Source organism: Haloarchaeobius litoreus (assembly GCF_024495425.1).
Taxonomy (GTDB): Archaea; Halobacteriota; Halobacteria; order Halobacteriales; family Natrialbaceae; genus Haloarchaeobius; species Haloarchaeobius litoreus.
Window position 1 is genome coordinate 202,487 of sequence record NZ_JANHJR010000002.1, and the last position, 21,637, is coordinate 224,123.

Here is a 21,637-nt window from a genome sequence, read left to right on the forward strand (position 1 = left end):
GACTACATCGCGAGCCACGCACTTCGGCGGTGGATCACTTCCGCGAAGAGCGCTGTCGCTCGCCGGTACGGGTCTCCGTAGAACGCCTCACTACGAGCCGTTATCGCGAGAAGCACTTAAACCGAGGATGGGACGTGTCGACGGTGATACACCCGGTGAGGGCGTCCAGTGCCCTACAGGTCGCTCCCGTCGCAGGGATAGATGCTGACGGGTTCGTCCATCGGCAGGTCGACGACGGCGTCGTCGCCGGAGAGGGCGACCCACGAGGTGATCTCGCCGGGGTTGAGCGGTGCCCTCTCGGCTGCGTCGTTGAACGCGGGCGTGATGTCGACCCGGAACGGGTCGCCGTCGACAGGGATTGCACCGCCGTCGGTGGGAGCGTTGGCCCAGGTCCAGTCGGCCTGCGAGATGACGCCGCTGTCGGTCGTGTAGACATCCTCGGGGTCGTCCTGCACGGCCCAGCTGCCGGGGGCGATGCCCTCGAAGTCGAACTCGAAGGTGACCGCGCCACCGCTGCCGTCGCTCACGGTGTCGTGGATCATCACGAGGTGCGTGTCGCCGGTGCCGGTGTTCCGGTAGAGGAACAGCTGGCTGCGGTCGCTCTCGGTGTAGCCGAGAGCCGGCTCGCCCGCCTGGTGCGGGCTGTAGTTGTAGAACTCGTCGACGGTCATGTCGTGCTCGATGGCGGTGATGCAGTGCTGCTCGCCGCCGGCCTCGACGACGAACTCGTCAGCGAGGCACGGGCACGGGTCGGGGTTGTGCCGGCACTGCTCGGTGTAGAAGCCGATGTCGAAGCCGACGGAGTCGGTCTGGATGACGTTGCCGACGTCCTCGGGCACCTCCCAGCCGACGTTGACGCAGTGGCACTCGCCGCCCTCGAAGCAGTCCTCGGAGAGGAGGAGGCCGTTGGAGCCGGTCTCGACCTCCTCGCGGGCCTCGGCGAGGGTCCCGCTCCAGACGGTGGTGTCCGCGTCGTTGAACCGGGAGTTGCAGTTCTCGTCGAGCGCGACGTACACGTTCACGTGCTCGGCGAGCTCGCCGTCGTCGGGCGTGCTGTCGACCTCGCCCTCGGGTTCGGTGATGCCGTTCTCGCCCTCGACGAAGTTCGCGAGCGTGAGCCAGATGTAGCCCGGGTTGTCGCAGAGACAGAGGTTGAACGTGATCTGGCCGCCGTCGCCGGGCTTGACGTCGTCGAGCGCGACGAGGGTCTCCTGGTCGCCGAACATCTCGGCGTAGTCCTCCTCGACGTTGTCACAGTCGATGACGTCGGTGACGTCGGTGTCCGCGCCGGTCGGGCCGCCCATGTTCCAGTCGTAGACGCCGTCCTCGGTGTCGATGGACTGTTCGCCGTCGCCGTCGTGGTCCGGATTGGCGTTGACGAACTCGCCGAGGTCATCGTTGCGTGGGCGGACCGGCCCCGCGTCCGGTTCGAGTCCGTTCGGGCCGTAGTACACCTGCTGCCAGCCGACCTTGAGGTCCAGCTCGCCTGCGGTGAGGCTGTTGCCCTCGAACGATTCGGTGTCGCTGAAGTACGCGCTCGTTCCCAGTCCGGCGCCGACGGACGCGACCCCGACGGCACCGATGCCGCCGAGGATGCGCCGCCGCGTCAGTCCGGTCGTGTGTTCGTCAGTCATTGGTAGTTCCCCCCGAACCCCCGACGTGCGTCGGGGCCGTTCGGTCGTCTATCGTGTCACATCGTACCACCGTAGTTATCGGTCTACACGTCACCGTTCAACGGCGGAATTGAAGGCCGGTTCCGGACTCAAACGCCGGAATTGCCGACCGGAACGGTGTGCGTTCGGGGCGGCGCAGTGGGGTGGTCCCGTCGTCGCTCCTTGGTCCCGTCGTCGCTCCTTCCGCTCTCGCGTGGGACGGCCCTCGCGGACCCATTTAAGTATCTCTCGCGATAACGGCTCGTAGTGAGGCGTTCTACGGGGACCCACCGTCCTGGAGAGCCGGTGCCGTCTCGCCCGGCTCTTTAAGTGCTTCTCGCAATAACGGCTCGTAATGAAGCGTTCTCGGGGACGTCTGCACGCCCAGCGAGCCGCGTGGCTCGCGGTTCAGACGCCCCATGCGATCCGGTCCCAGAGTCGCTCGTAGCCGTAGTACGTCCCGGTCTTCACGACGTTGGTCACCAGCCCGATGTTCACAGCGGCCAGCACGTCGTCAGTGACGGCGAAGGCGACAGCGACGGTGATTAAGACCATCAGCACCCGGTACAGCAGCGTCTTGACGATGGCTCGCGAGCGGAGCTGGTTCGGCGTCCGGGTGAACAGCGAGGAGAACGCGCCCATGCTCGTTGCCTACGGCAGTGACTCGCATGATGGTTGTGGTGGATTCGTTCCCACCGGCCGGGAAGCAGAATACGGCTATATCCGACGAGAGCGCGTCTCTCCGTACATGAAGACACTCTCGAAGGTCCTCGCCGGCCTCGCAGTCGGGCTGCTCGCCTTCATCGCCGCAGGGGTCGCGGTCACCGCGGTTCTCGACCCCCACATCTGGCCGTCGCTGCTCGTCGGTGCGCCGGTCGGCGTCACCGTGGGGGTGACCGCGTTCCTCGCGACGGTGGCGACACTGCGCTACCGTGACCGCCGTCGTGTGGGCGACCTCGACGCCGGCGTCGTTGCCGCGTACCGGGCGTCGGTCGTGGCCGTCGCTACCTGCGTGGTCGTCGTGCCGCTCGGGACCGCCGCCGTCGTGTTCGACGTGGGCGAGCTCGGGATCGCCGTGCTCGTGTTCGGGCTGCCGGCGTGTATCCTCGTCGCGGCCGTGGTCGCGTACGTCACGGTCCGACGGACGGTGCCGGCCGGTCGGCCACCGCCCGCCTGAGGAGCGTCCCGACCACAGACTGAGCGCCGACTACCAGACTGAGCGTTCGTCGCTGTCGACGACCTCCTCGTCGACGAGCGCGTAGCAGTTCTCGTAGGGAACGAACGCGGCGAACGTGCCGTCGATGTAGCACTCGATACCGTGCTCGACGTGCTCGTAGTCGTCGCACTCGATGACGCCTTCGGGGAGTACGATGCGGTACATACGAAGGGGTACGACGGCAACGAGGAAAGAGATGACGCCGATACTGTCACCGTGGCGTCCAGTCGTCGGTGCAGCCAGCCCTCACTCCTCGTCGGGGTCGTCGACGACCTCGATGCCGCGGTTGTTCACCGCGTCGGGGTCGAGTCCGACCTCCTGGAGGAACCCCTTGTACTCGCGCTCGCACTGCTCGGCGGCCTTCTGCTTGTCCGAGGCGCGCGAACAGAGCGCGGCGAGGTCCTCCGGGACGTCGTTCGTGTAGACGATCCAGTGGTTGATGAGGTCGGAGAGCCGCCGGATGGGGCTCGTGAAGTGGCCGTAGATGTCGAAGTTGAGCGCGTGGTGACCGCCGAAGGGGTCGCTCATGTACTTCGCCCGGGGCATCACCTTCATGACGGCCCACTGGATCTTGCCGAGCTGGCGGCCGGGTGCCTGCTCGAGCGTCGCGTTGACGGCCTTCCGGGGGTCGTCCCAGGAGTCGCCCGGGATGCTCACGCCGTCCAACTCCTGAATCTCGACGAGCGCCTTGTCCCACTCGTCCGGGGTCGGCTGCGGGTGGACGCGGTACATCGCCTCGACGCCACGGTTCCACATCAGTTCGTGCGTGACTGCCTTGTTCGCCTTCAGCATGCACTCCTCGATGATGGTGTGGGCGCGGTCCCGGCGCGGATTGAGCACGAGCGAGCCGTCCTCCTTGCGCTGTTCGTGCATCTGGTCGGCCACCTCGAAGACGAGCGAAATCTCGTCGTGGAGTTCGGCGTCCTCGTCGTCGAGGCGGTTCTCCGTCTGGGTGTAGGTGAGGCGTTCGTTCGAGTGGATGACGGACTTGTAGATGTCGATGGACTCGTAGCTCAGGTGCTCCTTGTCGAGCTCCATCTCGACGGTGTGGGCGAGGCGGTCCTCCTCGGGGACGAGCGAGCAGACCGTCTCCGCGAGCGTCGGTGGCAGCATGTGGATGGTGTACGCCGGGAGGTAGACGGTGTTGCCGCGCTCGACGGCCTCCGCCCACATCGCGCTCTCGGGGTGGACGTAGTGGGTCACGTCGGCGATGTGGACCCACAGCGTGAACGTCTCCTCGTTCTCGCGGATGGAGATGGCGTCGTCGAAGTCCTGTGCGTCGATGGGGTCGGTCGTCCACGTCGTCAGGTCGCGCAGGTCCTCGCGCTCGTCCAGCTCGTCCTGGATCTCCTGCTGGACGCCCTCGGTGCGCTCCTCGGCCTCCTCCAGCACCTCGGGCGGGAACGCGTCGGCGATCTCGAACTTCTCGAACAGGTCGTCGCGCTTGTTCTCCAGATGGCGCGCGAGCTCCTCGTCGATTTCGACGGGGCCCTGCCCTTCGGCGGTGCCCGCGGCAGCCTGCGCGCTGGCGTCGTCGGTCATGGGCCGGGCTACGCAGGGGGCACGGGAAAACGTATCGGGGTGGCCGTGTCGTCGGTCGGTCGCTCAGTCCCGTCGTTCCTGTCGGGTGGCGGTCGCGTCGCGGAACCGGGCGAGGAACTCCTCCTGCGGGACCTCGCCGGCACCGAGGTCGACGAGCATGGACTCCAGCCCCTTCCGCGGCTGGTGACAGCAATCCCGGTCGCAGGGCTTGCAGAGGTACTCGAACTCCTTGTCCGTGCGCTCCCACCGGTTACCGTGTTTGTCGTACTCGCGGGCGTCGTCGCGAGGGACCTCGTCGCCGCACGCGATGCACGTCACGGGGCCGTCGTCGACGTCTCGCCGGGAACCCCACATGGTTTTGCCAACGGTGGGCCCGTATAAAGACGTTGCCGCGAGTTTCTCACCCAGTTTAAGTACGGACGGGGCGACTGCGCCGGCTCCGCGAGAACGACCGGTTTATGCGGCTCCCCGTGGACGGATTGGGTATGCAGGTGAAGTCCCGACATCATCTCCGCAGCGACGACGTCAGGGACGTCGAGAGCGCTGTGGTGGACGCACTGGGCGTCGATCTCGACGGTGACACGTACGAGCTGGTCGAGTTCGAGGACAGCGAGTTCGACGTCGTCCTCGTCGACGGCGAGCCCCACGTCTTCTACGTCGACGACGAACCGTTCCTCACCGTCGTGGGCGCGAACGCGACCGAACCGACCCGTCGCGTGGTGACCGTCGACGCCGGCGCGATCTCGTTCGTCTCGGACGGGGCGGACGTGATGCGCCCCGGCATCGTCGAGGCCACCGCGGACATCGCGCCGGGCGACCTCGTCGTCGTCGCCGAGGAGACCCACGGGAAGGTGCTCGCGGTCGGCCGCGCGAAGGTCGACGGCGACGACATGACCGGTGACTCCGGGAAGGTCGTCGAATCCATCCACCACGTCGGCGACGACCTCTTCGAGTTCCCCGGCTAGCTCTCGTCCTCGTCGTACGCGTCCTCGTACAGCTCCATCGCCATCTCGTAGCCCTCGACCGCGTACTCGTAGGTCTCTCGCAGGTCCGCGATGGGGGTCTCCGTCGCATCGACCCGCAGGTCCTCGTAGTACGGGTCGACGACGCGCTCCTCGGTCGATTCCACGACGAGCGCCGCGCTCTGGACGTGCAGCTCCTCGCGCCTGTCGCCGCCCTGTTCGTGGCCCGCCGCGAGCGCATCGACGAGTCGTTCCGCGAGCGGTCGGTCGTCGTCGCGGCTCGATTCGTACTCCTCGGCCACGGCGTCGATGACGGCCTCGCCCGTCAGCAGGTTGCCCGCGACCGTGTAGGAGTCGCCCTCGACGTGCCCGTACCAGTCCTTGCAGTCCTCGCCGGAGAAGACGAAGGTCCCGTCGGCGTCGACGCCGTGGAGCTGGCGGTTCTCCGCGCCCTCGTCGGCGTTCAGGAGCGCCTGGAGGGCGTCGTCGACCGCGAGCCCGTCGTCCATGTACTCGATTCCCTTCCGGCCGAGTTCGACGTTGACGAGGCTCTGTGTCGCCACCGCGCCGGACTCGCTGGCGAACGGACAGAGCGTCCCGACGCCGGGGAGCCGCGTCGTGACCGCCACGCCGAAGCGGTCCTGTTCCTCGCCGTCGTCGTCGGTGTACGTCTCGTGGACGCAGATGCTGAACGTCACACGCAGGTACAGGGCGGAACCGAGCAAAAAAGCCGGTGTGCCGGAAGTCGCTGCGGGGTCGTGCCCGCGACCGCGGTCGCGCCGGCCCCGTCAGGCCGAGACGGTCTTCGTCTGGCTGGTCGAGTTGCCGGCCGCGTCGGTCACGGTCAGCGTGACGTCGTAGCTGCCCGAGCCCTTCTTGTCCTGCAGCCTGTCCGACCCCGACGCACTGGCGCCGCTGACGCTGTTGCTCGCGCTGTCGACGGTGCCGTTCTGGTCGAGGACGACGTCGACCGACGCGAGGTCGCCGTCGGCGTCCGAGACGGCCCAGCTCACCTCGAAGCGGGCCCAGCCACCGTTGCTCCGGTTGCTGAGACCGAACTCGTCGATAGCGGGGGCCGTGCTCCCGCTGCTGCTGTTGTCCGTCGTCACCGTGATGGACGAGCTGCTGGTGTTGCCGGCGGAGTCGGTGGCCGTCGCCGACAGCGTGTGGTCGCCGTCGGAGACGGCCGTGCTGTCCCAGCTGGCCTCGTAGTAGCCCGACGTGCTGTTGTACGACGCCGACTGTGCCGTGCCGCCGTCGACGCTCCACTCGACGGCGAGACTGTCGTCGCCGTCCTCGGCGTCCGAGGCGCTGATCTGGAGCGTCACCGAGTCGCTGACCGTGTCGCCGTCCGCCGGGTTCGCCCACGAGACGCTGGGCGCGGCGTCGTCGCCCCCGCCACCACCGCCGGCGGCAGCGACGGCGTTCTCGGCGTCGAGGAGCCCGTAACCCTGCTCGTTGTCGCCGAGCCCGATGTCCTCGGCGCTGTCCTGGAGAATCGTGCGGGCCTCGGAGGCGGTCGCGCCCGTCGCCATCACCTGTGCGGCCGCGCCGGAGACGTGCGGACACGCCATCGAGGTGCCCGAGAACGTCGCGTAGCCGCTCGGGACCGACGAGTAGATGTCGGTGCCCGGTGCGGCGAGCTCGACCTCCGGACCGGTCGAGGAGAAGTCCGAGAGGCTGTCGTCGCTGGCCGTCGAGGAGACCGCGACGACCTCCGAGTAGGCCGCCGGGTAGCCCACGCAGTCGCTACAGGGGCCGTCGTTGCCCGCCGCCGCGACCATCAGCAGGCCATTGTTCGCGGCGTACTGCACGGCGTCCTGCAGCGTCTGGTCGCCCGAGGACGCCCCGAGCGACATCGACGCCACGTCGAAGCCCTGGTCGGCGGCCCACTCGATGCCGGCCGCGATGGCCGACAGGGAGCCCGAGCCACAGCCGTCGAGCACCTTCCCCGCCCAGAGGTTCGCCTGCGTCGAGACGCCGACGACGCCCTCGGTGTTGTTCACCGCGTCGGCGATGCCCGCGCAGTGTGTCCCGTGGTCGTTGTCGTCGTCCCAGGCGTTCGGGCAGTCGTTGTTGTTCGTGTCACACCCGAACGGGCCGCCGCCCCCGCCGGCCTCGCCACAGCAGTTGTCGGTGAAGCACTTCCCGCCCTGGACGTTGCCGGCCAGGTCGGGGTGGTCGCTGTCGATGCCCGTGTCGAGGATGGCGATGTCGGCCCCGCTGCCGGTGTCGCCGTTGGCGTGTAGCACGTCGGCGTCCACCCGGTCGACGCCCCACGGGAGCGTCTGGGCGAGCGCGTGGTACTCGCCGTCGTCCTCGACGTACCGGACGTGCGGGTTGTTCTGGAGCGCCTCGAGGGCCTCGGTGGGGAACCGCCCCGCGACGGCCTGCCCGATGTCGTCGAAGTCGAACTCGTGTCTGATCGACGACGCCTGCTCTCTCGCCCTCTGGAGCCCGTGATCGTCCGACACGCCCACGATCACGTCCTGTGCACCCTCGCCGGCGACGACCTCGCCCGCCATCGTCGTCGCCGCCAGTCCAGCTCCCGCTCCCTTCAGCAATCGCCGCCGGGAAACGCCATCGGTATCTCTGACCATGCGAGCCGATGTCACGCACCGTAGGTTATATAATTAACTATATTTGCATACCGATTTACAGAAATTGGTGGCCGGGTGTTCCTGGGAAAATTTCCAAAACGAAACGGGAGGTTCCGTCGTGTGTAGCATCTCGACCGGTGGGTCGATTCCGGCGACCAGCACGCTGTCTGACGTAAGAACTAAACGCTCGCCACCGTAGGTAGACACCCATGGGCCTCATGAGCAAGATCCTCGGCGGCAACAACTCTCACAGTACCGAGGACTATCTCGAACTCGACCTCGACGACTTCGATACGGTCTCGGGCGACGCGGCGATGGAGGTTCACATCGCCGAGGTCGCCGGACAGGCCGACGCTATCGACATCAAGGACGCTGTCTACGACGGCGACCTCGTCATCGCCGACATCACCCGCCTGCGAACGGAGGACAGGACGGTCGAACACATCGTCGACGAGCTCAGACAGGTCGCCCAGGAGGTCGACGGCGACATCGTCCAGAAGGGCGACGACCAGCTCATCGTCACGCCGACCGGTGTGAAGATCAGCCGCGAGAAGCTCGGCCGCGACTGAGCCATCGCCTCGGTGTCAGCGTTTATCTACGAAGCCGCACCCAGAGCCAGCGTCAGCCACGACTCGGCCGCGCGGTGGTCTGGGCGGGTGTGCGGTGCGCCCCGCGCGGGAGCCAACGCACCGCCTGTTCGCCAGAACCGATGGCGACGCCTCCGGTCAGAGGTGGTCCTTTCCGGGGTTCGAGGAGCCCCAGTCGCCACGGCCGCCCTCGGTCCGGTCGACACCCATGATGGACTCGGCCTGCTCGACCCCGAGTGACTCGCCACTCTCTGGCACCCGAACCGTCACCTCCTCGACCTCCGGCCACTGCAGCAGCTCGGACTCGATGTTGCCCGTGGTGATATCGGCGACGCCACAGCCCGAACAGCCGCCGCCGAGTTCGACGACGACCTCGCCGGTCTCGGGGTCGGCGCGCCGCACGGAGCTGGTCCCGCCGTGCATCTGGATGATCGGCATCTCGCGCGCCAGCCACTGCTCTACCCGCTCGGCGAGCGCGTCGTCCGTCTCGGCCCCGTCGGTACTCATCACTCGGTGGTAGGGACTCCGACGGTGAGAAAGCTTTGGGTCCGTTTCGCACGATTCGACAGGAACGACCGTGAGGGACCGCGCTACTTCTCGTCGCGACCGCGGAGGAAGCGGGCCGCGCCGAGCCCGAGGCCGGCGATGGCGGTGAGCGCGCCGAAGCCCGGCGAGCCGCCGTCCCCACCGCGCTCCGTCGGCGTCGGGGTGTCGGTCTGCGTCGGTGTGGCCGTCGGCGTCGGCTCGGGCGTTGCCGTCGGCGTCGCCGTGCTTTCACCTCCGTCGCCACCGTCGCTACCGAACGCGCTCGGCAGGTCGACGTAGTGCTCGTTCTCCGCGCGCAGCAGCGGGTCCGCGTCGACGAGACTCGACGGCGGCGAGGACTGCTCGCCGGCCTCGTCGGGGAACAGGAGGAGTCCTTCGTTCTCCGCGCCGGGGACGCCGCTGTAGCTCGTGGCGGCGTAATACCCCACGTCGGGCGTCGAGACCGCCGTCCAGAAGGCGTACGACGGGTCGCGCCACCACGAGAGCTGTTCGGGACCCGTTGGGTCGGAGACGTCGAACACCTTCACGCCACCCTGGTACCAGGAGGTGTAGAGGCGGTCGCCCACGAACTGGAAGTTGTGCGAAGTGGTCCACGTCCCGCTGCGAGTGGTGTCGCCGTCCGCCGGCATGGGCGGCTCGATGGTCGACAGGTGCGTGGGGCTCGTCGGGTCGGAGATGTCGTACAGGGAGATACCGGCGGGGCCGCCGTGGTCGTCGTCGGTCTGTGTGTCCCACGTCTCGCGCCCGACGCCGAGGATGCTCGCGTCGTCGTTGACCTCGACGTAGTGAGCGTTCCCGCGTGGCTCCGTGTAGTCGGTGCTGGCGCGCGACCCCTTCCACTCGCGCAGGTCCTGGAACGCGTAGTCGCCGATGCGGACCACGAACTCCGGGTCGGTCGGGTCGGAGACGTCGACGACGAACGTCCCGGCGTCCCAGTACGCACAGTAGGCCATCCCGTCCTGCACGTACATGTCGTGGAGGACCTTGCCGAGTACCTCACCCCAGCCAGCGTCGAGGTCCTGGCTCGGCGACCAGCGACCGAGCTGTTCGAACGCCTCGCCCGAGACGTCGATCATGTTGAGGTAGGCCGACTGCTGGGTGTTGCCGGTCAGGTACACCACGTCGTCCTCGATGAACGAGTTGTGGTTGCCGTGGGGCGTGTCGAAGAAGTCGCCGATCCGGGTCGGCTCGGCGGGGTCGGAGACATCGTAGAGGAAGAAGCCCAGCGGGCCGCCACCCTGTGCGGCGGTCGGGACGAGGAGCTTGTCCCCGTCGACCTTGATATCGAGGATCTCACGGGCGGAGCTTCCGCCGCCGGTCTCGATGGGACGCTCCTCGGCCAGCACGGTCGGGTTGGCGGGGTCGGAGACGTCCACGGTCACGAACCCGGTGCTCGCGGCGACGTACGCCGTCGAGCCGTCGTCGTCGAGGACGACCTCGGCCGCACCGTCGATCTCGAGTTCGCCGGACGGTTCGTACGCTGTCGTCCCGCTGGCGGCGACCGTCCGAGCGAGCGTACTCGCTGCGAGCGCGCCCGCACCGGCGCGAAGGAGGGTTCTCCGTTGCATACACTGCTGAAACGGTCGAATCGAAAAAAGACTGCCGGAATGTAAGCCGAACTACCTACTCCGCCACGGCTCTCTGCGGTCGCCGTTTCGGGACGCGGTTCTCGCTCGTCCCGGTCCGCCCTACTCCCCGTCGCCGCGGAGGAAGCGGGCGGCACCGAGGCCGAGGCCGGCGATGGCGGTGAGCGCGCCGAAGCCGGGCGAGCCACCGTCGTCGCCGCTGTCGGTCGTCCCGGCGGTGGTGCCGTCCATCGCGGTGGTGCCGCTGTCGGTCGGGGTCGCGGTGGGCGCCTCGGTCGGCGTTGCGGTGGGTGTCTCCGTCGGGGTCGGTGTCTCCGTCGGGGTCTGCGTGTTCGGGCTCTCGTTCTCGACGTAGTCCGGCCAGTCGACGCTCGTGATCATGCTGGTCTCCTCCGGCGGGGTGAACACGCCCGGGGGCTCCGCCATCTCGCCATCGGTGTCCGGGAAGACGTAGAGGCCACCGGTGCTCTGCCCCGGCCCCATGTTGCCGGCGACGAAGACGCCAACGGCGTCCGGACCGTTGTACCGGGCGTACTTCGCGCCCCAGAACTGCGTGCTGTCGGGGTCGCGCCACCAGGCGATGCGCTCCGGGTTGGCGGGGTCCGAGACGTCGTGGATCATGACGCCGCCGTAGTACCAGGACGTGTAGAGGCGGTCCCGGTGGAGGGAGAAGTTGTGGGAGGTGGTGAACTGGCCCTGGAAGCCCTCGTTCTCCGCGCCGGGGGCGCGGATGGTGGTGAGCTTCTCGGCGTTGGCCTTGTCCGAGATGTCCCAGATGTCGATGCCGCTCGCGCCGCGGCGGTCGTCGTCGGGGTTGGCGTCCCAGGACTCCGCGCCGACGTACAGCGTCTCCGCGTTCTCGTCGACGGTGACGTAGTGGTCGTTGCCGGGAGGCTGGTAGAAGATGTTCGCGATGTCCTGTCGCTGGACCTGTGCGAGCTTCTGGGGGTCCGCACCGCCCAGTCGGGTGACCATCGACGGGTTCGCCCTGTCGGAGATGTCGACGATGACGGTGCCGGCGTCCCAGTTCGCGAGGTAGGCGTAGTCGCCCTGCACCCACAGGTCGTGGACGTTCCGGAACGCGGGGTTGACCTCGTTCCAGATGTCGTCGGTCTGGTGGATGCCCCACTCGGAGACCGCGCTGAACTCGTCGTTCGAGGTGTCCATGATGCGGAACCGGTCGCTCTTGGTCAGGTAGGCGTAGCCGTCCTCGAAGAAGCTGTTGTGGATGGAGTGGTCGACCGTCTGGACCGCCAGCTGTTCGGGGTTCGCGGGATCGGAGATGTCGTAGAGCAGTGCCGCCTTGATGACCTCGCCGGGCTGGTTGGGGCCGACCACGAGCAGGCGGTCGCCGTCGACCTTGACGTCCGCGACGGCCTGCATCGGGCCGGCGTCGCGGTCGGCGAGCAGGTCGCGATCCTCGAAGGCGATGCTCGGGTTCGCCTCGTCCGAGATGTCGACCGAGACGAAGCCGTCACCGGTCGCGACGAACGCGAAGTTCCCGTCCTCGGTCGGTGCGACCTCCATGGTCCCCTCGATGTCGACGCTGCCGAGTGGCTCGTAGGCTTCCTGTGCTCGTGTTGCGGAGACTGTCCCTCCAACCGCACCCAGTGCGAGCGCGCCTGCACCCGCACGGAGTACATCTCTTCGCTCCATACCCGCATCCAATGTCCCACCCTAACTAAAGGTTCAGGAAGCTCAAAGATGTCTTTTTGTTACTAGTTCGCGCGTCGAAAGGGGAGACGGTCGTCGGGCCGACCGAGCCGAACTCGCGGTCGCGTCAGCGATGTGTCCGTGACCTGTCACCGGTGCCGCCGGTGAGGGCGCTGGCGAGCGCACCCTTGACCACGACGTCGTCGCCGAGCGTCGTGAGCTGGATGTCGGGGATGTTCGTCATCACCATCTCGTCGATGCGCTCGCGAATGGGGTCGAGGACGAGGTCGGTGTTGTGGAGGGCGACCGCGCCGCCGATGTAGATGACGATGGGTGCGAACGAGTGGACGACGTTGCTCACGCCGATGGTGTTCCAGTGTGCGAGCTGGTCGACGACGTGGTCGGCGAAGGCGTCCTCGCCGACGGCGTCGAACACGTCCTTCGCGGTGAAGTCCGGGTCGTCGAGCGGGAGGATCGTCTGGACCTCGGGGTCGTCTTCGGCGAGCAGCCGGGCGTAGTTCGGGATGTTGTTGCCCGAGCAGTACGCCTCCCAGTGGCCGTCCTTCCCGCAGCCGCAGGTGAGCCGCCCCTGCGGGTCGACGACGTAGTGCCCGACCTCGCCGGCGTTGCCGTCCCAGCCTGCGATGACGTCGCCGTCGACGCAGACGCCCGCGCCGATACCCGAGGAGATGGTGATGTACGCCATGTCGTCGGGGTTGCGGTCGGCGTGGTAGCGCTCGCCGATGACCCCGGCGGCGGTGTCGTTGTGCAGGTAGACCCGGTCGCTGTCGATGAGCTGCCCGATGGGGCCCGAGAGCGGGATGCGCTCGACCGTGTCGGGCAGGTTCGCCGGGTCCTCGACGGCACCTTCGGCGAGGTCGAGGGGGCCGATGGAGCCGATGCCGCAGGCACGGACGGCGGTCGGGTCGACCCCGGCGTCTGCGCAGGCGTTCCGCAACGTGTCGAGCACCGCCTCGGTCACCGCGATACCGGTCGGACCCTGTGGCGTGCTTGTTCGGTGCGACCCGAGTATGCGGGCGTCGCCGTCGCCGACGACCGCCCGGACGTTCGTCGCGCCGAGGTCGACGCCCGCGTACGTGGCCATGCAACGAGTGGTACGGGCGGGCTGGCACTTAAGCGGTTAGATTTACTCGCGCCCGAGTACCGACACGTCTTGCGGACGGGGGAGGGGAGACAGTTTGATGTAGCCGCCTGCCCATCGTCCGAGTGACTTCCCCCGCATGAGCTCGCGTCCGGTGGTCCTGTCGATCCGTGGTTCCGGTGAGGAGCCACTCCTGTCGAACCACTCGGACGTCGCCGTCACCGTGGTCGACGACCACGCCGACGCCGCGGACCACCTCGCGACCGACCCCGTCGACTGCGTCGTCTGTGCGAACGAGCGCGACGGGCTGTCCGGGCTCGAACTCCTCGGCCGGCTGCGTAGCGCGTACCCACACATCCCGAGCATCCTGCTCACCGACGAGCCCAGCGACGAGGTCGCCGCCGCGGTCGCCGACGGCACCGCCTCGGAGTACCTCCCACTCGCCATCTGGCGCGACCCCGCCAGCCGGCTCGCCGAGCGGGTCACGCTCCTCTCGCAGGAGCAGGACCCGACCAGACCGGACGAGCGCACGCTCAGCGGCCTGCTGGCGACCGCCCGGCAGCTGCTCACCATCCACTCGCCGGACGAGATCGCCGACGTCGTCATCGACGCGGCGGTGGGAACCCTCGACTTCGAGTGGACGACGGTCTGGCTCGTCGACGACCACGACGAGCGGCTGACCCCCGCGACGGGCGGTGACGACCCGGCGTACGAGGTTGGCGAGCCACCCGTCGGGCGCGTGTTCGAGACCGGTCAACCCACCGTCCAGCGTCGCGACGAGGACGCTGCACTCTACTTCCCGCTCGGCGACCATGGCGTCCTCGCGGTCGGCACCGGCAGCGTCACCGACATCGAGGAGTCGGACGTCCAGCTCGCGGAGATACTCACGGCGAACGCCTCGGCCGCCTTCGAGCGCGCCGCCCGCGAAGAGACGCTGGAGCTGTACCGCACCGTCGTCGACAACGTCCGCGAGATGGTGTACGTCCTCGACGAGACCGCCCGCATCGTCCTGGTCAGTCGCCAGATCGTCGAGGCGACCGGCTACGACCGCGACGAGCTCGTCGGCGAGCACGTCTCGAAGTTCATCGACGAAGGAGGGTTCCGCCGCGGCGGCGAGCTCGTCGCCGAGCTGTTCGCGGCCGGCGACGACGGCAGCCGGACGTACCGGACGACGGGCCTCCGGGCAGACGGGACGGACGTCCCTATCGAGATCGAGCTCTCGTTGCTGCCGAGCGACGACGGCGAGTTCCGCGGCACCATCGGCGCGGTGCGGGACATCTCCGACCTCGTCGAGACGGAGGAGCGGTTAGCCCACGAACGCGACCGCTTCCGCTCGCTGTTCGAGCACCTGCCCGACCCCGTCGTCGACGCGCGCTTCGAGGGCGACGAGCCCATCGTCGACACCGTGAACCCGGCGTTCGAGCGCGTCTTCGGCCACGAGACGGGTGCGGTCGTCGGGCAGTCGGTCAACGACGTGCTCGTCCCGGCCGACGACGAGGACACCGGACGGGAACTCGACCGTCGGACGCTCGCCGAGGGCGACGACCCGGTCTCCGCCGAGGTCCGTCGGGAGACGGCCGACGGCGACCGCTACTTCCTGTTCCGTGGAATCCCGTACCGTACCGACGACCGGGGCACCCACGCCTTCGGCATCTACACGGACATCTCCGACCAGCGCGACCGCGAACGGCACCTCCAGGTGCTGCACCGTGTCCTCCGGCACAACCTGCGCACCGACATGGGCGTCGTCATCGGCTATCTCGACCAGCTCGACGACCGCCTCGACGACCCCGACGACCACGCGCTCATCGAGCGTGTCACGGGCCGGGCGGAGGACGTGGCCCGCCTCGCGGACAAGGTCCACCAGCTCGAGCAGGTCATCCAGCGGGACACCGACCTGACGCCCGGGCCGACGGACGTGGTCGCCCGACTCGAACCGCTCGCCGACGGGCTCCGCGACCGCTACCCCGGGGCGACGATCGACGTCGAAGCGCCCGAGACCGCGATGGCCCACGCCGACGAGCGCCTCGACCTCGCGGTGGAGAACCTCGTGGAGAACGGCATCCAGCACACCCACGCGCCGGAACCGACCGTCGGCGTCCGGGTCGAGACGGACGCCGACGGCGTCGACATCCACGTCACCGACGACGGGCCGGGCATCCCCGCCCACGAGCGGGCGTTCCTCACGGGCGACCGGGACGTCTCGCAGGTCGAACACGGTGACGGCCTCGGCCTGTGGGTCGTCAACTGGGTGGTGCGGTCGCTCGGCGGCGAGGTGACCTTCGGCGACCCCGACGTCGGGACGGAGGTCGTCGTTCACCTGCGACCGGCGTGAGTCCGCCCTCAGTTGCCCTGGATGGCGTCGATGACCATCGCGGCCGCGATGATGGGTTCTTTGGGGACGTCGCTGGCGTCGTCGATGACGATGTCGTACTTGTCCTTCAGCGAGAACTGGCCGGTTATCTTGCCGACGTGGTTCCCGTTCGCGTCGGTTATCTCGTACTTGTGCGGGATGAGTTCGCCGAACGGGACGAAGTTGCGGGCGAGCGTGACGGCCGCGCCGCGGGAGTCGATGCGTGCGATGACCGCCTCGGTCTCCGCGTCGCGGATGCGCCACGTGTCCTGCAGCAGCGAGAAGTCGTTGTCGAGGATGACGATGTCCTCGCCGGTGCGGGCGTCCGTCAGCATGTAGTTGCCCGCCACGTCGATGATGCCGCCGGCCTTGACGGTGAACACCTCCTCCCCGTTGGCGTCGGTGAACGGGAACTCCTCTTTCATCTTGAACAGCTTCTGTTTCCCCTTCAGCACCGTGTTCCCGGCGGCGTCGAGCGCCTCGTACCTGTTCCGGATGAGGCTCTGGACGACGGTGTAGCGGTCGTCGGTGAGCTCGACGCCCGAGATGTCGTAGCGTGCTGACGTGCTCATTACTCCCACTGCCCGCCGCCCGACATTTAAAGCCTGACATCGACTGCGTCGTGCCCACGCGGGACGACCCGGAACCGACACCCTAAGGGTCGTCCCGCCCCAGGCTATGACCAGATGAGCAAGGACTTCATCGAGGTCAAGGGTGCCGAGGAGCACAACCTGAAAGACCTCGACGTTCGCATCCCACGCGAGCAGTTCAACGTGGTGACGGGGCTGTCCGGGTCGGGCAAGTCCTCGCTCGCGTTCGAGACGGTGTACGCAGAGGGCCAGCGACGCTACATCGAGTCGCTGTCGGCGTACGCACGGAACTTCCTGGGCCAGATGGACAAGCCACAGGTCGAGAACGTCGAGGGGCTTTCACCTGCGATCTCCATCGACCAGAAGAACGCGGCGAACAACCCCCGTTCGACCGTCGGGACGGTCACCGAACTGCACGACTACCTCCGCCTGCTGTACGCCCGCGTCGGTACGCCGCACTGCCCGGAGTGCGGCCGCGAGGTCGGCGAGCAGTCCGCGGAGACGATGGTCTCGCGGATCCTCGACCTGCCCGATGGGACCCGTGCGAAGATCGCCGCGCCGGTCGTCCGGGACCAGAAGGGCGCGTTCGAGGACCGCTTCGACGAGCTCGTGAGCGAGGGCTACGCCCGCGTCGAGGTCGACGGCGAGGAGTACGACCTGACCGTCGACCGGCCCGAACTCGACGAGAACTACGACCACACCATCGACGTGGTCGTCGACCGCGTGAAGCTCTCGTCGGAGGCACGCCCGCGCATCACGGACTCCGTCGAGACCGCACTGGAGGAAGCCGGCGGCGTCATGAAGCTGATCCTGCCCGACCCACCCGAGGACCCGGACATCGGCGGGAGCGAGGCGCGCTCGACGGGTGACCTCGCGAACGTGGGGAGCGACGAGGACGTTGCCGACGCCGCGGACCGACTCGTGCTGGAGTTCTCCGAGGAGCTCGCCTGCACGCACTGCGGCATCGACTTCACCGAGATAGAGACGCGCTCGTTCTCGTTCAACTCGCCCCACGGTGCGTGTCCCGAGTGCGAGGGCATCGGCGAGACGAAGGAGGTCAGCGAGAAGCGGGTCGTCGTCGACGAGTCGAAGCCGCTGAAGCACGTGTTCGAGCCCTGGAGCTACAACCGCTCGTACTACCAGACCAGACTCGACGCGGTCGCCGCGCACTTCGACGTGAGCCTCGACACGCCGTTCGAGGAGGTAGACGACGAGATACAGCGCCAGTTCCTCTACGGCACCGACGACGAGGTGGTGTTCGAGCGACAGACGAAAAACGGCACCCGGCGCAAGCAGAAGCGGTTCGAGGGAATCATCCCGAACCTCGAACGGCGCTACGTCGAGACCGACTCGCAGGGCACCCGCGACCACATCGAGGACTACATGTCGGTCACCGAGTGCCCCGCCTGTGACGGCACGCGCCTGAAGCCGGCCTCGCGGTCGGTGTACGTCGCCGGCACCGCAATCAGCGAGGTCAACCGGATGAGCATCGGCGACGCCCTGGCGCACTTCGATGGCATGGAGGCCCGGCTCGACGAGCGCCAGACGACCATCGCCGAGGAGATACTGAAGGAGATCCGCGCCCGCCTCGGCTTCATGACCGAGGTCGGGCTGGAGTACCTCACACTCGACCGGGAAGCATCGACGCTCTCGGGTGGCGAGAGCCAGCGCATCCGGCTCGCGACGCAGGTCGGTTCCGGCCTCGTCGGCGTGCTGTACGTCCTCGACGAGCCCTCCATCGGCCTGCACCAGCGCGACAACGACAAGCTGCTCGACACGCTCGAAGGACTCAGGGACCTCGGGAACACCCTCATCGTCGTCGAGCACGACGAGGAGACGATGCGTCGCGCGGACAACGTCATCGACATGGGGCCCGGCCCGGGCAAGCGCGGCGGCGAGGTCGTCGCGCAGGGGGACTTCGACGACATCGTCGCCAGCGACGACAGCATCACCGGCGACTTCCTCGCCGGGCGCAGGCAGATTCCCGTGCCGGACACGCGCCGCACCGCGGACGACCATCTGTCCGTCCTCGGCGCACGCCAGCACAACCTCGCGGACGTCGACGTGGACCTCCCGCTGGGCTGTTTCACCGCCATCACCGGCGTCTCCGGCTCCGGCAAGTCGACGCTGATGCACGACGTGCTCTACAAGGGACTCGCCCGCCGGATGAACGACAACACATCCGTCAACCCCGGCGAGCACGACGACATCGAGGGCATCGAGGGCATCGAGACGGTGCGGCTCATCGACCAGAGCCCCATCGGGCGCACCCCGCGCTCGAACCCCGCGACCTACACCGGCATCTTCGACTACGTCCGCGAGCTGTTCGCCGAGACGAAGCTCTCGAAGCAGCGCGGCTACGAGAAGGGCCGCTTCTCGTTCAACGTCAAGGGCGGTCGCTGCGAGGAGTGCGGCGGGCAAGGGACGGTGAAGATCGAGATGAACTTCCTCTCGGACGTCTACGTCCCCTGCGAGGAGTGCGAGGGCGCACGCTACAACGACGCCACGCTCGACGTGACCTACAAGGGCAAGACCATCGCGGACGTGCTCGACATGAGCGTCGAGGAGGCCCACGACTTCTTCGAGTCCTCCTCGCGCCTGCGCCGTCGGCTGAAGCTCCTGAAGGACGTCGGGCTGGACTACATGACCCTCGGGCAGCCGTCGACCACGCTCTCCGGCGGCGAGGCCCAGCGCATCAAGCTCGCCGAGGAGCTGGGCAAGCGCGACACCGGCAACACGCTCTACCTGCTCGACGAGCCCACGACGGGACTGCACTCGGCCGACGAGAAGAAGCTCATCGACGTACTGCACCGGCTCGTCGACAACGACAACACCGTCGTCGTCATCGAGCACGAGCTCGACCTCGTCAAGAACGCCGACCACGTCGTCGACCTCGGCCCCGAGGGCGGCGAACACGGCGGCGAGGTCGTCGCCACCGGCACGCCCGAGGAGGTCTCCGAGGTCGACGCCTCCCACACCGGCCGCTACCTGCGCGACCTGCTCCCCGCCGTCGACGTCGAGGGGCCCCGCGGCCAGCGCGTCGAACCGGAGACGCGAGAGATGGCGACGCCGACCGACGACGACTGAGCGCGCCGGGACGACCTTTTTCGTCCCCGCCGCCGGAGGCCGGATATGGACACTCGCGAGCTGACGAGCGACGCCGAGCGCCGTGCCGCCGTGACCATCCTCCGCCAGCTGTGGTCCGAGCGCGACCCAGCGGACGTGTTCGCCTGGACGGGCGACGACGACTACCACCTGTTCGGCGGCCACGTCGACGGCGAGCTCGTCGGGGTCGCCGGCGTCGTGCTCACGAACGTCCTCCACCACGCCCGCCACGCCTGGCTCTACGACCTCGTCGTGGACGAGGCACACCGCGGCGAGGGCTACGGCACGGAACTCGTCAACTTCGTCGAGGAGTGGGCGGCGGGCCGTGACTGCGAGCGGGTCGCGCTCGCCTCGCCCCGCGAGAAGGAGCGCACGCACCGGTTCTACGAGGAACTGGAGTACGAACGGTGGGGGTACGTCGTCGAGCGGGAGCTCTGACCGTCGCCGACGGCTCGACTCCGGGCGATGGTTTATATCGGATGCCGGCCCCAGACCCGCCGATGCGCTGACCGTCGCCTCCGACGGGGAGCGGGTGTGCGACACGTCGTCGGGGGGCTGTCGAGTGTCGCCTGTTCGCCACCGAATCCGCCACCGGGACTCCGGAGAACTATATATATTCACCCCGATAGCTATTTTGCGTCACCGGCGCTACGGATACGCGAGAGGCCGGGGTGTATCCCGGTCAGACACGCATGAGTGAGGACGTACGAGCCACCGTTCTGATAACCGTCGATTCGCTACGAGCGGACGCACTCGACCTGACATCCGAGTCGTCGCACACCCCGGCACTTCGGGACCTCGCCGGGCGGGCGACCGTGTTCGAGAACGCCTTCGCACAGGGGAACTGGACGCCCTTCTCCTTCCCGAGCATCCTCGGCGGCGCGCCGGTGTTCGCCGACGGGCCACGCATCGGCGTCGGGAACGGGCCGACGCTCGCGGAGACGCTCGGCCGGTCCGGCATCGCCACGGGTGGGTTCAACGCATCGAACGGGTTCCTCACCGCGTACTGGGGCTATGACCGCGGGTTCGAGGAGTTCGAGTCGTTCCACGCCGAGGCGTCGAACCCGGTGAGCCGGGTACTCTCGGCGCACCCGACCTGGCAGGCGTGGGCGCAGTTCGCCACCCAGCCGTTCCGCGCGGCCTACCGCCGACTGCGTGGGCAGGAGAGCTATCCCGCCGAGAACACCTCCCGGATGCGCGACGTGGAGAACGCCGCCGTCTCGTTCATCGAGGACGCCGAGGGCGAGTTCTTCTGCTGGATCCACTACATGGACACCCATACGCCGTACGTCCCCGCGCCGGTGAACGTCCGGGCGGTCACCGACGAGGACTACGGCACCCTCCGGATGCTCAGCCCGCACCTGCGGACGGGGCTCGGCCGCGAGGTCGGCCCGGAGACGCTCGCGGACCTGCGGACGCTGTACCGCGCCGCCACCCACCAGGTCGACCAGAGCATCGGCCGGGTGCTCGACGCGCTCGAACGCGAGGGGATCCGCGACGAGACGACGGTCGTCGTCGCGGGCGACCACGGCGAGGAGTTCATGGAGCACGGCCACCTCTCGCACTACCCGAAGCTCTACCGGGAGCTGACGCACGTGCCGTTCATCGTCGACGTACCGGACACGACGAGCCGCCGGGTTGAGGCGCCGGTCGCGCTCGATGCCATCCCGCCGACGCTGTGTGACCTCCACGACGTCCGGCGACCGGAGGGGTTCACCGCCGACAGCCTCGTGCCGACCGTCCGGGACGGCACCGAGCCAGCCGCCACGCCGAGCGTCTCCGTGACGGTCCGTGGCGACTCGGTCACTCAGCAGCCCATCCCGCGGAACCTCGGCGACGGCGACACGGTCGTCAGCGTCCGCGACGACCGCTGGACGTACATCGAGTGCCGGGCGGCCGACGAGCGCGAGCTGTACGACCGGACCGTCGACCCCGAGGAGCAGGAGAATCGGTGGGATGCGGCTGCCGACGAGGACGGTGTCGCCGCGCTCCGCCGGGTCGCCGAGCGTCGGCTCGACGCGCTGGCAACCGTCGCCGGCGAGCGTGACGCCGAGGACGACGAGGAGGTCCCCCGGGAGCTGGAGGACCGGCTCAGCGCGCTGGGCTACCGCTAGACGCCCACCCAGCCGCTGGCACCCGAGGT

At 68.2% G+C, this 21,637-nt stretch carries 19 protein-coding genes; 7 read left to right on the forward strand and 12 right to left on the reverse strand.

Going from position 1 to position 21,637, the window contains the following annotated elements; genetic code table 11:
* Nucleotides 1–173: 173 nt before the first annotated feature.
* Together NOW55_RS07845 and NOW55_RS07850 are read right to left on the reverse strand one after the other, a co-directional pair.
* Nucleotides 174–1,634, reverse strand: coding sequence for a SipW-dependent-type signal peptide-containing protein (locus tag NOW55_RS07845; protein WP_256399550.1), 1,461 nt, complete (start codon nt 1,632–1,634; stop codon nt 174–176).
* A 426-nt stretch (nt 1,635–2,060) separates the two neighbouring features.
* Nucleotides 2,061–2,294, reverse strand: a complete 234-nt coding sequence (locus NOW55_RS07850; protein ID WP_256399551.1) for a DUF2061 domain-containing protein — start codon at nt 2,292–2,294, stop codon at nt 2,061–2,063.
* A gap of 106 nt (nt 2,295–2,400) precedes the next feature.
* On the opposite strand from NOW55_RS07850, the gene NOW55_RS07855 reads away from it, so the two are divergent.
* The gene (locus NOW55_RS07855; protein ID WP_256399552.1) at nt 2,401–2,829 is read left to right on the forward strand and encodes a DUF8147 domain-containing protein; all 429 of its coding nucleotides are present in this window, start codon (nt 2,401–2,403) and stop codon (nt 2,827–2,829) included.
* Between the two features lie 30 nt (nt 2,830–2,859).
* On the opposite strand, the gene NOW55_RS07860 is transcribed toward NOW55_RS07855, so the two are convergent.
* The 3 genes from NOW55_RS07860 to NOW55_RS07870 form a co-directional block, all read right to left on the reverse strand.
* Nucleotides 2,860–3,033 (reverse strand): hypothetical protein, encoded by a 174-nt coding sequence (locus tag NOW55_RS07860; protein WP_256399553.1) that lies wholly within the window; start codon nt 3,031–3,033, stop codon nt 2,860–2,862.
* Nucleotides 3,034–3,114: 81 nt separating this feature from the next.
* The gene (locus tag NOW55_RS07865; protein ID WP_256399554.1) at nt 3,115–4,410 is read right to left on the reverse strand and encodes an RNB domain-containing ribonuclease; all 1,296 of its coding nucleotides are present in this window, start codon (nt 4,408–4,410) and stop codon (nt 3,115–3,117) included.
* Nucleotides 4,411–4,473: 63 nt separating this feature from the next.
* A complete protein-coding gene (locus NOW55_RS07870) occupies nt 4,474–4,764 on the reverse strand; it encodes a DUF7562 family protein (protein ID WP_256399555.1) in 291 nt (96 codons plus the stop codon).
* A gap of 131 nt (nt 4,765–4,895) precedes the next feature.
* Between NOW55_RS07870 and NOW55_RS07875 the strand changes: the two genes are divergently transcribed.
* On the forward strand, nt 4,896–5,375 hold the full coding sequence (locus NOW55_RS07875; RefSeq protein WP_256399556.1) for an RNA-binding protein: 480 nt from the start codon (nt 4,896–4,898) through the stop codon (nt 5,373–5,375).
* On the opposite strand, the gene NOW55_RS07880 is transcribed toward NOW55_RS07875, so the two are convergent.
* On the reverse strand, nt 5,372–6,070 hold the full coding sequence (locus tag NOW55_RS07880; RefSeq protein WP_256399557.1) for a DUF1028 domain-containing protein: 699 nt from the start codon (nt 6,068–6,070) through the stop codon (nt 5,372–5,374). The genes NOW55_RS07875 and NOW55_RS07880 overlap by 4 nt on opposite strands.
* Nucleotides 6,071–6,160: 90 nt before the next feature.
* Complete coding sequence (locus NOW55_RS07885) at nt 6,161–7,972, reverse strand: S8 family serine peptidase (RefSeq protein WP_256399558.1); 1,812 nt, start codon at nt 7,970–7,972, stop codon at nt 6,161–6,163.
* 209 nt (nt 7,973–8,181) lie between these two features.
* Between NOW55_RS07885 and NOW55_RS07890 the strand changes: the two genes are divergently transcribed.
* A complete protein-coding gene (locus NOW55_RS07890; RefSeq protein ID WP_256297957.1) occupies nt 8,182–8,541 on the forward strand; it encodes a cell division protein SepF in 360 nt (119 codons plus the stop codon).
* 156 nt (nt 8,542–8,697) lie between these two features.
* Here NOW55_RS07890 and NOW55_RS07895 read toward each other — a convergent pair whose 3' ends face one another.
* The 4 genes from NOW55_RS07895 to NOW55_RS07915 form a co-directional block, all read right to left on the reverse strand.
* Nucleotides 8,698–9,066: a NifU family protein gene (locus tag NOW55_RS07895; protein WP_256400398.1), complete on the reverse strand. Its 369-nt coding sequence runs from the start codon at nt 9,064–9,066 to the stop codon at nt 8,698–8,700.
* Nucleotides 9,067–9,149: 83 nt separating this feature from the next.
* The gene (locus NOW55_RS20590; RefSeq protein ID WP_303648694.1) at nt 9,150–10,673 is read right to left on the reverse strand and encodes an LVIVD repeat-containing protein; all 1,524 of its coding nucleotides are present in this window, start codon (nt 10,671–10,673) and stop codon (nt 9,150–9,152) included.
* A 120-nt stretch (nt 10,674–10,793) separates the two neighbouring features.
* The gene (locus NOW55_RS07910) at nt 10,794–12,347 is read right to left on the reverse strand and encodes an LVIVD repeat-containing protein (protein WP_256399559.1); all 1,554 of its coding nucleotides are present in this window, start codon (nt 12,345–12,347) and stop codon (nt 10,794–10,796) included.
* A gap of 124 nt (nt 12,348–12,471) precedes the next feature.
* Complete coding sequence (locus tag NOW55_RS07915; protein WP_256399560.1) at nt 12,472–13,449, reverse strand: ROK family protein; 978 nt, start codon at nt 13,447–13,449, stop codon at nt 12,472–12,474.
* Between the two features lie 136 nt (nt 13,450–13,585).
* Here NOW55_RS07915 and NOW55_RS07920 point away from each other — a divergent pair, with 136 nt between their 5' ends.
* Nucleotides 13,586–15,781, forward strand: a complete 2,196-nt coding sequence (locus NOW55_RS07920; protein WP_256399561.1) for a PAS domain S-box protein — start codon at nt 13,586–13,588, stop codon at nt 15,779–15,781.
* Nucleotides 15,782–15,789: 8 nt separating this feature from the next.
* Here the strand turns inward: NOW55_RS07920 and NOW55_RS07925 are convergent, their stop codons facing one another.
* Complete coding sequence (locus NOW55_RS07925) at nt 15,790–16,371, reverse strand: LURP-one-related/scramblase family protein (RefSeq protein ID WP_256399562.1); 582 nt, start codon at nt 16,369–16,371, stop codon at nt 15,790–15,792.
* Between the two features lie 114 nt (nt 16,372–16,485).
* Here NOW55_RS07925 and uvrA point away from each other — a divergent pair, with 114 nt between their 5' ends.
* The 3 genes from uvrA (at nt 16,486) to NOW55_RS07940 (ending at nt 21,608) form a co-directional block, all read left to right on the forward strand.
* Nucleotides 16,486–19,476 carry an excinuclease ABC subunit UvrA gene (gene uvrA, locus NOW55_RS07930; RefSeq protein WP_256399563.1) on the forward strand — a complete coding sequence of 997 codons (2,991 nt, stop codon included), beginning with the start codon at nt 16,486–16,488 and terminating at the stop codon, nt 19,474–19,476.
* Nucleotides 19,477–19,521: 45 nt separating this feature from the next.
* The gene (locus tag NOW55_RS07935) at nt 19,522–19,932 is read left to right on the forward strand and encodes a GNAT family N-acetyltransferase (protein WP_256399564.1); all 411 of its coding nucleotides are present in this window, start codon (nt 19,522–19,524) and stop codon (nt 19,930–19,932) included.
* Between the two features lie 254 nt (nt 19,933–20,186).
* On the forward strand, nt 20,187–21,608 hold the full coding sequence (locus tag NOW55_RS07940; RefSeq protein ID WP_256399565.1) for a sulfatase family protein: 1,422 nt from the start codon (nt 20,187–20,189) through the stop codon (nt 21,606–21,608).
* The last annotated feature ends 29 nt before the right edge of the window (nt 21,609–21,637 follow it).

What these genes read in the sequence shown, in the direction of transcription:
- NOW55_RS07845 (WP_256399550.1), bottom strand. Translation starts at nt 1,634, where the DNA reads ATGACTGACGAACACACGACCGGACTGACGCGGCGGCGCATCCTCGGC.
- NOW55_RS07850 (WP_256399551.1), bottom strand. Translation starts at nt 2,294, where the DNA reads ATGGGCGCGTTCTCCTCGCTGTTCACCCGGACGCCGAACCAGCTCCGC.
- NOW55_RS07855 (WP_256399552.1), top strand. Translation starts at nt 2,401, where the DNA reads ATGAAGACACTCTCGAAGGTCCTCGCCGGCCTCGCAGTCGGGCTGCTC.
- NOW55_RS07860 (WP_256399553.1), bottom strand. Translation starts at nt 3,033, where the DNA reads ATGTACCGCATCGTACTCCCCGAAGGCGTCATCGAGTGCGACGACTAC.
- NOW55_RS07865 (WP_256399554.1), bottom strand. Translation starts at nt 4,410, where the DNA reads ATGACCGACGACGCCAGCGCGCAGGCTGCCGCGGGCACCGCCGAAGGG.
- NOW55_RS07870 (WP_256399555.1), bottom strand. Translation starts at nt 4,764, where the DNA reads ATGTGGGGTTCCCGGCGAGACGTCGACGACGGCCCCGTGACGTGCATC.
- NOW55_RS07875 (WP_256399556.1), top strand. Translation starts at nt 4,896, where the DNA reads ATGCAGGTGAAGTCCCGACATCATCTCCGCAGCGACGACGTCAGGGAC.
- NOW55_RS07885 (WP_256399558.1), bottom strand. Translation starts at nt 7,972, where the DNA reads ATGGTCAGAGATACCGATGGCGTTTCCCGGCGGCGATTGCTGAAGGGA.
- NOW55_RS07890 (WP_256297957.1), top strand. Translation starts at nt 8,182, where the DNA reads ATGGGCCTCATGAGCAAGATCCTCGGCGGCAACAACTCTCACAGTACC.
- NOW55_RS07895 (WP_256400398.1), bottom strand. Translation starts at nt 9,066, where the DNA reads ATGAGTACCGACGGGGCCGAGACGGACGACGCGCTCGCCGAGCGGGTA.
- NOW55_RS20590 (WP_303648694.1), bottom strand. Translation starts at nt 10,673, where the DNA reads ATGCAACGGAGAACCCTCCTTCGCGCCGGTGCGGGCGCGCTCGCAGCG.
- NOW55_RS07910 (WP_256399559.1), bottom strand. Translation starts at nt 12,347, where the DNA reads ATGGAGCGAAGAGATGTACTCCGTGCGGGTGCAGGCGCGCTCGCACTG.
- NOW55_RS07915 (WP_256399560.1), bottom strand. Translation starts at nt 13,449, where the DNA reads ATGGCCACGTACGCGGGCGTCGACCTCGGCGCGACGAACGTCCGGGCG.
- NOW55_RS07920 (WP_256399561.1), top strand. Translation starts at nt 13,586, where the DNA reads ATGAGCTCGCGTCCGGTGGTCCTGTCGATCCGTGGTTCCGGTGAGGAG.
- NOW55_RS07925 (WP_256399562.1), bottom strand. Translation starts at nt 16,371, where the DNA reads ATGAGCACGTCAGCACGCTACGACATCTCGGGCGTCGAGCTCACCGAC.
- uvrA (WP_256399563.1), top strand. Translation starts at nt 16,486, where the DNA reads ATGAGCAAGGACTTCATCGAGGTCAAGGGTGCCGAGGAGCACAACCTG.
- NOW55_RS07935 (WP_256399564.1), top strand. Translation starts at nt 19,522, where the DNA reads ATGGACACTCGCGAGCTGACGAGCGACGCCGAGCGCCGTGCCGCCGTG.
- NOW55_RS07940 (WP_256399565.1), top strand. Translation starts at nt 20,187, where the DNA reads ATGAGTGAGGACGTACGAGCCACCGTTCTGATAACCGTCGATTCGCTA.